Origin of the sequence: Candidatus Soleaferrea massiliensis AP7 (assembly GCF_000820765.1) — a bacterium.
GTDB classification, from domain to species: Bacteria; Bacillota; Clostridia; order Oscillospirales; family Ruminococcaceae; genus Soleaferrea; species Soleaferrea massiliensis.
In genome coordinates, this window is the sequence record NZ_CCYH01000029.1 from 81,510 (window position 1) to 94,353 (window position 12,844).

Consider the following 12,844-nt stretch of genomic DNA (forward strand, 5'->3'; position numbering starts at 1 on the left):
TTTGCCATCAGCGCCGGTGCCGGGATCAGAAGGGTTCGAAAGGAGGAAACACCGCGGAAAATGTCAAGCATTGCTTTGTTCCCTGCACGCGCAGAGCATTCCATAAAAGAAGGGATCCGCGCGCTGAGCATGCTGTATGCAATCCACAACACAATTTCTATTGAGAAAGGAGAAAACAATGAGAAAGAGAAAAGGGCTGTCGTTCTTTCTAGCGGCGGTGATGCTTCTGACCAGCATCGCCCTGCAGCCGCTGGCCGCTTCAGCCGAAGAAGATGCTGCCGCGATCGTGCTGGAAGACCCTCTTCGAAACCAATCCTTCAACAGCGACTGGAGATTTTACAAGACCACGGATTTTTCCGAGGATCACTCCGCACAGCATGCGGATGATTCCGATTGGGAAACCGTCGATCTGCCGCACGATTGGCTGATCGAGCAGGTCAAGGACCTCTATCAGACCTCCTGCGGATGGTACCGCAAAACCTTCTACATCCCGCAGGATAAGCGGGGCAAACGGATCAAAATCCGTTTTGACGGCGTCTACCAGGATTCCACCATCTATGTCAACGGCCGGGAAGCGGGCGGATGGGGCTACGGCTACACCACCTTTGAGGTGGACATCACCGATTTTGTCCGCTATGGCAACGAGCCGAACAACATCACCGTGCGGGTGGACCACCGTTCCAGGAACACGAGATGGTACACCGGCGCGGGCATCTACCGCAACGTCTGGATCAGCTATCTGGAGGACACCCATGTCGACTTCAACGGCACCTATCTGAGCAACGACGGAAAAGGCGGCAATCTGGACATCAAAACCGAAATCCTGAACGAATCCAATGAGATGCGGGAAATCACGCTCCGGCAGACCGTTTACGACGCAGACGGCCGGCCGGTGGCGGAACAGCTCAGCGATCCGGTCAGTATCCCAGCTCGAGAGCAAAAAGCCGTTTCACAGGCGCTGAAGGTGGAAAACCCGCGCCTGTGGGGAATCGACGATCCGTACCTGTACCGGGTCAAAACCGAGATTCTGCGGCAGGGGCAGGTCGTCGACACGTACCAGAGCACGACCGGATTCCGATCCATCCGGGTGGACCCGGACGAGGGCTTTTATCTGAACGACGCGTATATGAAGCTCAACGGCGTCTGCCTGCATCACGACCAGGGGGCGCTCGGCACCGCGATCAATCTAGCGGCGCAGCGCCGGGAACTGCGCATCATGAAGGAGATGGGCGTCAACGCCGTCCGCACCTCGCACAACATGCCCGCGCCGGAGTTTCTGCAGCTCTGCGACGAGATGGGCATCATGGTGATGGTGGAGAGCTTCGACACCTGGTATGAGGGCAAGAACACCTATGACTACCACATCTTCTACGACGAATGGATTGAACGGGATGTGCGCAGCTGGATTCGGCGGGACCGCAACCATCCTTCGGCGATCATGTGGTCGGTTGCGAACGAGATTCCCGAGATGCCCAACGACGGCGGTCCGGGCGGACGGGCCGAAACCGAGCTTCAGCGCATCAACGGCTGGATTCGCGAGGAGGACCCAAACGGCAACGCGCTGCTCACCTTCGCGACCAACGCGCTCGGCAACGCGAATACGCAGAATCTGGGCCAATACGAGCAGGCCGTCGGCATGAACTACGGCATCGGCTCCGCGGCGGGCATCCACAGCAGGCATCCGGGCTGGGCGATCTACGCTTCCGAATCCGCGTCGGCGGTGCGGTCCAGAGGCATCTACCATCCGCCCGCGGATGTGCCCGTCGCCAGCAATTCGGACGACCAGCAGGTCTCCAGCTACGACAACGCCAAGGTGCCGTGGGGCAACTTCGCGGAGGAGGCTTGGCGGTTCAACCGGGACAACAAGTGGTTCCTCGGCGAATTCGTCTGGACCGGCTTCGACTATATCGGCGAGCCGGCGCCGTACGCCTCGAAAAACGCCTATTTCGGCATCGTCGATATGACCGGCATCCCGAAGGACATCTACTACTTCTATCAATCGGTCTGGACAGAGGAACCGATGGTGCATCTGCTGCCGCACTGGGACTGGAACGAGGGCGAAACCGTCTCGGTCTGGGCCTATTCCAACGCCGCATCGGTCGAGCTGTTTCTCAACGGGAACTCACTGGGCAGGCAGGCGGTCGATCTCAAGACCGCCGAGGTCATGCACTATGCCTGGGAGGTTCCATACCAGCAGGGCGAGCTTGTCGCCATCGGCCGCGATGAAAACGGGAATGAAATCGCGCGCGACGCCGTTTCCTCCTTCTCCGACCCGGCTTCGCTGGTTCTGAATCCCGACCGCGGCACGATCAAGGCGGATGGGAAGGACATCTCCTTTGTGGAGGTCAGCACGCGCGACGCGGATGGAAACTTCGTCGCGAACGCGACCAACCGCGTCGAGATCAAGGTCGAGGGGGCCGGCGAGCTGGTCGCCTACGATAACGGCAGCTCCCCGGACAACGACTCGTTCCAGAGCGCCGCGAGAAGGCTCTTCTCCGGCAAGGCGATGGCGTACATCCGTTCGGACGGCACCGGCGGTCCAATCACGGTCACCGCATCCTCGCCGGGCCTTTCCCCCACGACCGTGACGCTCCATGCCGTGCATGAAAAACCGGTGCGGTCCATGGCGCTGGACGGCATCGACGGCATCCGGGACATCCATGAACCGGGCGGCACCCTGAAGATGGTTCCGGCGCTCTCCCCCGCTGTCCCGGACTTTGACAAGGTCTCCTACGCGGTCACTGAGCCGGATGGCTCCGCAACCGACAAAGCGTCCATCGACGAATACGGCGTGCTGAAAGCCAACAAGAACGGCACGGTGCGCGTGACGGCGACGGCCAGGGACGGTTCGGGCGTCTCCGCGTTCCGGGATGTCGAGATTTCCGGACAGGACGGCTTCACACCAGTGTCCGCCATCACCATCAGCGGCGCGGACACGGTCGACCGGATGAACGGCAAGGCCGTGTTCACGGCGTCGGTCCAGCCGGCTCAAGCCTGCCAGGATATTGTCTGGAGCGTCTATGACGAATCCGGCAGCGCGGTCAGCCCCGCATCCATCAAGCAGGACGGCACGCTGATGGGCCTGCATGACGGCACCGCCGTTGTACGGGCGACGGCGGCGGACGGCTCCGGCGTTTACGCGGAAAAGGCAGTGACCATTTCCAACCAGATGGATGCCGGCAGCTATGCGCGCAAAATTGAACTGCAGGTGATGATGGGCAGCCAGGCGCTGAGTGACGACAATCCGGAAGCTGTGATCCGCTATCAGGTCTTCCCGGCCGAGGCCGAGGCCGACGTGCGGTTCCGCATCATCGACAAGGACGGCTATTCCGCCAATAAAAGCGCGATGGTCATCGACAACGGCGACGGCACCGCGACGGTCACGGGCATCACGCCCGGGCAGTTCCGCCTGTACGCGACCTGCGGCAACGGCACCGGACAGCAGGCTGTGCTCTCCTATCTGCCGTTCACCTGCGCGGTCAACACCGACTACGAATACCCCGAAGATCCGGATATCGTCTGCGAAGCGGAGCTGTCCAGGAAGTATCACATCGACAACTACCTGATCGAAGGCGGCGGCGCCGCGGTCGGCGGCATCCGGGGCGGCGATTGGATCGCGTTCGACGCGGACTTCGGCATTGTCGGAACCAAATCGGTCACGGTGGTCGGCTCGAACGGCACCGGCTCGGATATGAAGGCCGAAATCCGCGACGGCGCGCCCGACGGCCCGCTGCTCGCGGCGGTCACGTTGAAGCCGACCGGCGGATGGGGCGATTACCAGCCGTTCACCGAAAAGATGACCGCGCTGGGCGACGGGCATGAAATCTATGTGGTCTTCCCGGGCGGGGGCGTCTCCTTCGACAAGGTGATCTTCACGCTGGACATCCCGACACCGGTCTACGGACAGCGCATCAGCGCTTCGTCCTACAGCACCGGCAGCAAGGAATTCGCACAGGAAGCCGGCGGCATCGGCGGCATCTTCCCCGGCGACTGGATGATCTTTAAGGACCTCAACTTCGGCAGCGGCCCCAGAAAGATGACCCTGTCCGCCTGCACCATTAGCGATTCCGCGCGGTTTGAAATCCGCGAGGGCGGCAAGGACGGCCCGCTGCTCACCACCGTCACGCTGAAAAACAGCGGCTCCTGGACCGAGCCGGCGCAGCAGACCTTTGAACTGACCGGCATCACCGGCAAGAAGGACCTCTGCTTTGTGTTCATCACCTCCGCGATTGTACTCGACTGGTTCGAATTCATCCCGCAGAACCAGCCGTACCAGTCCATCGGGGGCGGTATGTACGACGACTGCCGCGGCTCCTTCACCGAGACTGAGCTGGGGCTTTCGGGCATTCAAGGCGGGGATTACCTGGTATACAAAAACCTCGATTTCGGCGGCAGCGGCACCCGGCAGCTTCAGCTGTGTGCGGCGTCCGAAACAGCACAGCAGGTGCAGGTCCGCGAGGGCGGCGCGGATGGAGAAATCCTGGCCGCTGTGCAGCTCAAGGCCACCGGACCGGACACCGTGAAGGAACAGCTGTTCGCGCTGCGCGGCCTGACCGGCGTCCACGACATCTGCCTGCGCTTCTCCGCTCCCGCCGTCCTGCAGTCGTTCCGGTTCTATGAAAACTCGCCGTACGCACAGATCAACGCGGAAACCTTCGATGTCGGCTCGAAGGAGCATTTCAGTCCCGGAGACGTCGGGCTCGGCGGCATTGCGCCCGGCGACTGGATGACCTTCCAGAACCTGGACTTCGGCCGCGACGGCTCGGATACCATCATCGTGAGCGCCGCCTCCCCGAACCAGCCGGAGGTGCAGATCCGCGAGAACGGTCCAGATGGAAAACTGCTGACATCGGTCCGGCTGAACAGCAGCGGCGGATGGGACAAGGCGGCGGTGACCACCCTCGACCTTTCGGGCCTGCGCGGCGTCAAGGACCTCTGCTTCGTGTTCCCAAGCGGCTCGATCATCTTCGACTCCTTCCAGTTCACCAAAGCGCGGGCCAGCGCCAATGTCGACGCGTTCTTCCCGGTCGAAGCGGAGGATTACGACGACGCGCTGACCAGCGGCACAAGCTTCGGCTTCGGCAGCTATACCGATGAAAATGGCCGGGAACAGAAGGTCGTCACGGGCCTTGGCAACAATATGTCGCTCTACTATAAAAAGATCAATTTCGGGCTGACCGGATCGAGCCGTATGGCTGTCAAGGGCATGACGCCGCTCGAGCGCTGCCGCATCAGCCTGCTTATCGGGGAAAGCCGCACCGATCTGGAATTTGCGGGCGGCGACGGCTACCGCACACAGGTTCTCGATCTGTCCGAAAGCTATACCGGCATCCAGACGGTCACCTTCATGTTCCTGCCCGGCAGCGAATTCAGCTTCGACTGCTTCACCTTCTCGAAGGATGCTGTCATCCTGCCGGTGGAAGCCGCCATCGACGGCATCGGGGATATCGGCCAGCTTTCCGAAGCGGACCGGCCGAAGGTGGAAGCGGCCCGAAAAGCATTTGACAGGCTGGACCGGGAACAGCAGGTCTTCGTCTTAAACCAGAGGAAGCTGCTCGACGCGGAGAAGAAACTGCAGCTGCTCGATTTCAAGCTGTCACTGCGGGACGGTTCCTCCCTCTATCTGGAAAACGGCATCCTGTCCGGGCTGGACACGGGCGTCTCCGTCAGCACGGTTCTTTCCCAGTTCTCGGAGATGCCGGGCGCTGAAATCTTTGTGCGCAGCAGGGACGCAGAAGTGTGCGATCCTGCCGATTTGGCGGAAACCGGCTTCATCGTATGCATGAAGGTGGACGGCATCATCACCGATCAGGTTCGGATCGCAGTATACGGGGATGCCGATGGGGACGCCCGAGCCGGCGTGTCCGATCTGCTTGCCGTGAAGTCCTTTATCCTGGGCCGCTGGAATCCGGATGAGGCACAGCGGGCGGCCGCGGATGTCAACCGGGACGGCGTCATCAACATCTTCGATCTGGTAACACTCAAGATGCAAATCCTGAAGTCCTAACCATTGAAAATAAAAAGAGGAAGGCCCGACAGCCTTCCTCTTTTTATTTGTCGTCTATGAGCTTTTGAATCAATTGCTGATCCGCGCCGGAATAAAGCGTCCCATCCCATTTGAGGCTTGGGCCGTTCGGGCAGTTTTTCATGCAGCCGGTCACCTTGAACTGGAACCCTCCCCGCTTGCTGACGCCGCCGCTCTTCACCTGAAAGGCATCCTCCACATAGCGGTGCAGTTCCCGGCAGCCGCGTTTGCGGCAGCGTTCCCCGCCGCACATCTCCAGGAGATGCGGCGCTTCCTCGGTGCGCAGGCTGGGAAACCGTTTGACCACTGCCGACAAAAAGGTTTTTTTCAGCTTCAGCGCATCCGCTATTTCATCCAGAGCCGCCGCGGGGATTGTGCCGTCAGAATGCTCCTGCACCTCGCGCAGCAATGCCACAAGTGCCTGCTGATCCTGGGGCGCGTTCCTCCCCTTGTAATAATCGATGGCTTCCCGCAAGCTCCATCCCTGTTCCATAATGTACCTCCGTTACACAGCGTTTTTACAGTCCTGTCTTTATTGTATCCGGACTTCCCTGATTTATTGGATAATATGGTCGGCGCACACCCTACATTTCATCAAGTTCCATCTGAGCTTTTGGTAATCAGCAAGCTTGATTCAAGGCGCAAAAAAGCAGTAAGTCTTCATTGATCGAAGGGCTTACTGCTTTTACAAGTACTAAAAGTTATTTATTAGAGCTTTTTTGGTATTTTTGTTGGTTAAGTAAGGCATTAATCAGGTTTATCAAAGTGGTTCTATCTTGCAAATCCAAATGTATTATATTTTCAATTATTTTTAACGAAGCAACTTTTCCTCCAATAATTTTTATATCAGTGTTTGCATCTTCCCAACTCATTCTTGTTACGCTGTTACCCAATAAGTAATCCGTGCTAACATTAAAGTACCTCGCCAGTTTCACGAGAGCTTCATATTCTGGAGCACTTACTTCATTCTCGTAATTAGAAATTGTCGAAGGAACAACATTAAGTGCAGCGGCAAGTTCTATCTGCTTCATATCTTTTTCTTCTCGTAAATTTCTTAATCTATCACCGATACCCATGTTGCACCTCCCCTTTTATTTGTGTTTATGATAACATGTTTTGACATTATTTTTTCTAAAATTCAAGTATCTTCATTTAATCTATTTACAAATCAAGATTATTGAAATATAATGGTCTTACTCAGAATAAATTGATATTGTGAAACCCTTTATGGAGAAATACTATGCAAAAAGTTATTGTTGTCAGTGATACACTGGGCAAAATAGAAAATCTGTATGCCAATCTATTATTGGAGGATGCGGACATCGTGATTCATCTGGGAGATTATTATTCCGATTCCCGCAAAATCCGGGCCATGATGCCGGACAAGACCTTTTACTGCATCGGCAGTTATGCGGAGCACAGAAGCTCGCCTGAAATCGAGGAATACATGCTCCTGCGGCTGGAAGCTCTGAACCTGCTTTTGATCCACAACTTCGTCCATTACAGACTGATCAAAGAGATCACATCCCGGGAGGATATCGACCTGATTCTGTTCACCGACCCATACCGGCTGGAACAGCGCACCATCGATGGGGTTCGGGAGATTGGGACAGGCAGCTTCAACGGCGGGGAGGAGACATCCTGCTATATCCGCCTCGCCATCGACAGCAGGTCCGTCCAATGCGAATATGCCAAGCCGCTCCGGGTCATGGAGGAAGCCGGCGCATGCAGCGCATTTGCCAAACGCTACGCCCATCAAAAATCTTACTATCCCATTCTGAGGGATTTCTACGAATACGGTCTGAGCAAAGCGGACCTGGCCCGCAAATATGGCCTATGCATCTCAGATGTGTTTTCCATATTCGATCTGTACCTGAGGGAGCTGATCACCATTTTCCAGACGATCCATTCCGTATCCTATAAAAGGCGGGACATCGAGCCATTTGTCAAATACGCATTTGCCCCGGATGAAAATTTTCTGTTGAGAAAAACAAAGCTTCGCAGGCCGTACAGCCCGCAATACCTCTGCCATGCGGCCCTGGAGCGGCTGGCGGATATCCGGAACCGGCACAGGTAACCCGCTTTCAGGATACCCGATGTGTTCCGTCCTTTGACAAAGGCATCCGCGCTTTTCGTTCTCTTTTAAAGTCCAATGATGAGAACAATTCCATATGGAGCGCGGTGCTCTGCGGCGGCGAAATCGTCATCTTGGCGCTCTCCCAGGCGGGCAGCATTGGATTCCTGCCGCTCACAGTCTATTATGAGATTGACGGCTATGACACACCGGCCCATTGAGAACACCCCCATCCGGCAAGTTGCAGGCGCAATGTCGGATGGGGGTGTTTTTCTTTTTACTTTGACCCGGATGGATAAGGGGATTTGCGACCGGAAAATGAGAATACCTGAGATGTAAATATCTGTTGAAGATTTTTTCTATTCCATATATTCTGTCGTACATTGGCCGGATAAATTGACATTTGTCGTTTTTTGTGATAAACTTATTTGGTAGAGGTACACAGAATATTTGGTGTGAAATTATTCTCCATAAACAATTTAAGTTGGTGATATAACGATGACCGTTAAAGAATGTTATCAGAAAATGGATGGCAATTATGAAGCAGCTGTTCGTTTAATGGGCAGTGATGAACGAATTATAAAATATTTAAAGATTTTACAAAGAGATACCAATTTCAGTTCTCTTTGTAAGGCAATTGATCAAAATGATCTGGAAACTGCATTCTGCGCAGCGCATACATTAAAAGGGATTGCCCTGAATTTGAGCTTGACATCCCTTGCAGACAGCACAAAAGAGCTTACCGAGATGCTTCGCAGTGGAATGCCCGACAAAAATATGGGTTGGCTGCTTCAAAATACAAAAAGGGCTTATGCATTGGTGCTGGAATGTGTGAGCGCTCTGACAAATATGTAGCGGAAAGGGTGATAGGATGAAACTCCAAAATAAAGTTCTGATTGTAGACGATTCTGAGCTGAACCGTTCTTTGCTTGCAGATATGCTCCGTGATGAATATGAAATCTTAGAGGCCGATAACGGGCTGCAGGCAGTAAAGCTTTTGGAATTTCATCAATTTGAGATTTCATTGGTCCTGCTTGACATTGTCATGCCGGAGATGGATGGGTTTGAGGTGCTGGCAATGATGAATAAAAACAAATGGATCGAGCGAATCCCGGTCATCATCATTTCAGCAGAAACAACGGCTTCTTATATCGATGCCGCTTATGATTTAGGCGCAACCGAGTATGTCAACCGTCCTTTTGATCCCAAAACGATCAGACGGCGTGTTTCCAACACCATTATGCTTTATTCCAAGCAGAAGTTCCTTGAAAATGCAGTCACAGAACAGGTGTTGGAAAAAGAAAAAAGCAATCTTATTATGGTTGAGGTTTTAAGCCACATTGTAGAGTTTCGTAACGGCGAGAGCGGAATGCATGTCCTTAACATCCGCACTATCACGGAAATGCTGCTGAAACAGCTCTGCGCTTTAAGCAGCCAATACCGTTATCTTCAATCCCAAATTTTATTGATTTCAAACGCATCGTCATTGCATGATATTGGTAAAATTTCGATTGCTGAGCAAATTTTAAATAAACCCGGCAAACTCACCTTTGAAGAGTACGAGAAGATCAAAGAGCACAGCGGTATCGGCGCAAACATGCTGGAAAAAACTCGATATTATCCCAATGAAGAGATCGTGCGGATCGCAAGGGATATTTGCCGGTGGCACCACGAGCGGTATGACGGCAAGGGTTATCCGGATGGTCTGGCAGGCGATGAAATCCCCATTGAGGCACAGGTGGTTTCCCTTGCGGACGTGTATGACGCTTTGACCCACAAGCGTGTTTATAAGGAAGCCTATTCGCACCAGAAAGCTTTTGAGATGATTTACAGCGGGCAATGCGGTGCGTTCAATCCGTTGCTGCTCCAATGCTTGAAAGATATCGGCCCTATGCTGGAACGGGAGCTGAAACACCGTTCGCTTGGCTATGTTACAAAAGAAGAGATCAAAGAAATAACCCGAACCATCCTGCAAAGCGGAGAGGCTTCCAATCGCACATTGGCCCTATTGGAACAGGAACGCATTAAATATCAATTTATTGCTGAAATGTCGAAAGAAATTCTTTTTGAGTATACATATCCAACTGATATTCTGACTCTATCGGAAGAGGGTGCTGTTCAGCTTGGATTGCCAGAAATCATAGTTAATCTGAAAGAGGACAGGCTGTTTCAACAGGTTATGAAAGCTGAGGACTATCAAGATCTGCGCAACAAGCTTCGATGCGCATCGCCAAGCAAACCTACAATTTCGGAAAACTACTGCCTGTGTGTCAAGGGGCAGTGGCGATGGTACAAAATTATAGCCCGCCCGCTCTGGCTGGGGAATAATACGAATGCAGTTACAGGAGCCATTGGAAAATGTACAGACATTCATGCGGAAATTACGGAACTGGAGCTTTTGAAGAAAACAGCGCATATTGATGATGTAACAGGTTTATACCGCAGAAACTTTGCCCGCACTAAAATCAGGGAAATTCTTGAAAAAGAATATTCCTCGAACAAAAAATATGCACTTATGCTGTTCGACTTGGATTTCTTTAAAAACGCGAATGATCTGTATGGACATATGTTTGGAGACCAAGTACTGCGTGAAGCAGCACAAAAAGTCCAAAAATCGGTACGAAACTCAGATATTATTGCCAGGATCGGCGGAGATGAATTTTTGATTTTTGTGGAATATAAGAATGATATCACGCCGGTGGCTGAACGCATTTTTCAATCGATCGGCGGAATGTACCAAGATTTTTATATTCGTGCGAGTATGGGGGTTTCGCTCGCTCCCACTCACGCAGCAGAATATGAAGATTTATTTCATTGCGCAGACCAGGCTCTTTATGCCGCAAAGCACAAAGGACGGAATTGCTATTGTATTTACGACAATTCCATGGACAGCTTTTTGTCCGTCCTATCAGAAGAAACGCCTTATGAGGAAAAAATGAGATGAAATATGATAAATTTCAATATGACAGGATATTTGAGATTATAAAGAACAAAATCGAATCCGGACTGATGCCGAAAGGTACGGTACTTCCCTCCTATGCCGCCCTTTGCAGGGAATACAAAGTATCCAACAAAACAATACGCCGTGTGGTGGCCATGCTGTCTGACGCAGGACTCATTGAGACAAAAGAACGACAGCTTTCTGTGGTTATTTTTGAACAAGCGGACCCGGAAAGCGATTCAGCACACAATTTGAAAAAGCCAAATATCCCCGTCATGACAGACATCTTAAAAACGGCGGAAATTCTTTACTATCCTTTTATATGCCACGGAATTTCTCTGTGCGACAAGTTCGATTGGGATATCCCCGAAAAAATTGTTCAGCAATTGAATCCGGAAACACCAAAACTCTTTTGGAAAAACTCTAAACTGATCTGGCGTTTTTTCATCGCCAGATGCGAAAACGAGCTGAGCCTTCATATCGTTGATGCGCTTGGCTTTCTAGGAGTCGAATATAGGGAAAACAACTTTTGTTCACGCGTCACATATCAGCAGACACTCATGGATTTTATTCAAAAAAGCAGAATAGCGGCGCCTGAAAGCAGCGTCGTCAAAGATTTTCTTGCGTATATCCACTTTATTACAATTTCAAGGGAAGATTTTCAATGTTATGTTCCTGCCGATTCGCCCTTTCGCATCGGTGTTCAGGGACTTGATCAGTGGATGAAAACAGCGGAAGAGCGCTATTCCAGCGTATACCTGGATATTTTGGGGCTTATCTCTATCGGTTATTATCAGCCTGGAGACAAGCTGCCTTCTCACGCCCAGATGCAGAAGCAGTATGGCGTCAGCGTAAACACGACGACGCAGGCGATTCAATGTCTGCAGAAATGGGGCATTGTAGAGGCAACCCGAGGAAAGGGAATTTTTGTCTCTACGAATATAGAGACGTTAAACGATATTCATGTGGACCCGAAGTTAATTGCCAGCCATCTCAGAAGATATTTCGAGTGCTTGGAGCTGCTTTCCCTTACCATAGAGGGAGTGGCATACCATGTTGCGGCTCATGTTTCTTATGAGCAAATTCAAACATTAATTCAGCGATTAGACGAAGCGAAAAAATACAGCAGTTTATACCAACCGGCGCCTGTTGTTTTGCTGGAATTTTTAACAGAGCATATTCCATTTGATGCTCTGCAATCGGTCTATAGGATTATACTCAAAAACTATCGAATCGGCCGAAAAATACCTAAACTAATAAACAAGTCCAACGCATCCGGAAAACTGGAAATCCATCGCAAGTGTGCAGCAGCGGCAAACGTATTGCTCGGCGGGGATCAAAACGCATTTGCAAAACAAGCCGCGGAGATGTTCCAGTATACCCATCAACTCATCATCGAAGAGTGTAAAAGGCTGGGCTACTGGAAGACGGTTAAGGATATATATGACGGCTCTCAGTTGTGGAAATAGTATTGATACTACAATTTTAATAAATAAATCGACCGGTACTTGCAGTGCCATTCTATGCCGAGGGGGGCGGGAACCAAAATGAAAAGAGAAATGAATGGCAAGACAAAAAATGTCGGAGCGGAAATTCTGCCGCGTCTCAGGCAAATAACCATTCTGCTGGCGTTTCTGCTCATCTCCGAGATCTTTTTGTTTACCGCTACATATCGTCATTTAAACCAGTCCATTCAAAATGAGCGGATCGACTCCATCGAGCAGATGAGTACCCTCATTTCGGAAAAGCTGTTTTTGCTGAGACAGCATTATGAGGATAAGGTACGGCAGGCGGCCTGCGTCAT

At 52.2% G+C, this 12,844-nt stretch carries 7 protein-coding genes; 5 read left to right on the forward strand and 2 right to left on the reverse strand.

Annotated elements, in window-relative coordinates:
• Nucleotides 1-178: 178 nt before the first annotated feature.
• A complete protein-coding gene (locus tag BN348_RS13150) occupies nucleotides 179-6,007 on the forward strand; it encodes a carbohydrate-binding protein (protein WP_052446789.1) in 5,829 nt (1,942 codons plus the stop codon).
• A 43-nt stretch (nucleotides 6,008-6,050) separates the two neighbouring features.
• Here the strand turns inward: BN348_RS13150 and BN348_RS06980 are convergent, their stop codons facing one another.
• Both BN348_RS06980 and BN348_RS13155 read right to left on the reverse strand, forming a co-directional pair.
• Nucleotides 6,051-6,518, reverse strand: coding sequence for an NAD(P)H-dependent oxidoreductase subunit E (locus tag BN348_RS06980; RefSeq protein ID WP_040197123.1), 468 nt, complete (start codon nucleotides 6,516-6,518; stop codon nucleotides 6,051-6,053).
• Between the two features lie 208 nt (nucleotides 6,519-6,726).
• On the reverse strand, nucleotides 6,727-7,101 hold the full coding sequence (locus tag BN348_RS13155) for a helix-turn-helix domain-containing protein (RefSeq protein ID WP_052446790.1): 375 nt from the start codon (nucleotides 7,099-7,101) through the stop codon (nucleotides 6,727-6,729).
• 164 nt (nucleotides 7,102-7,265) lie between these two features.
• Here BN348_RS13155 and BN348_RS06990 point away from each other — a divergent pair, with 164 nt between their 5' ends.
• The 4 genes from BN348_RS06990 (at nucleotide 7,266) to BN348_RS07005 (ending at nucleotide 12,509) form a co-directional block, all read left to right on the forward strand.
• Nucleotides 7,266-8,102: a metallophosphoesterase family protein gene (locus BN348_RS06990; RefSeq protein WP_040197124.1), complete on the forward strand. Its 837-nt coding sequence runs from the start codon at nucleotides 7,266-7,268 to the stop codon at nucleotides 8,100-8,102.
• A 495-nt stretch (nucleotides 8,103-8,597) separates the two neighbouring features.
• Nucleotides 8,598-8,954: an Hpt domain-containing protein gene (locus tag BN348_RS06995; RefSeq protein ID WP_040197125.1), complete on the forward strand. Its 357-nt coding sequence runs from the start codon at nucleotides 8,598-8,600 to the stop codon at nucleotides 8,952-8,954.
• 16 nt (nucleotides 8,955-8,970) lie between these two features.
• On the forward strand, nucleotides 8,971-11,043 hold the full coding sequence (locus BN348_RS07000; protein WP_040197126.1) for a diguanylate cyclase: 2,073 nt from the start codon (nucleotides 8,971-8,973) through the stop codon (nucleotides 11,041-11,043).
• Complete coding sequence (locus tag BN348_RS07005) at nucleotides 11,040-12,509, forward strand: GntR family transcriptional regulator (protein WP_040197127.1); 1,470 nt, start codon at nucleotides 11,040-11,042, stop codon at nucleotides 12,507-12,509. Before BN348_RS07000 ends, BN348_RS07005 begins: the two co-directional genes overlap by 4 nt.
• Nucleotides 12,510-12,844: the final 335 nt, after the last annotated feature.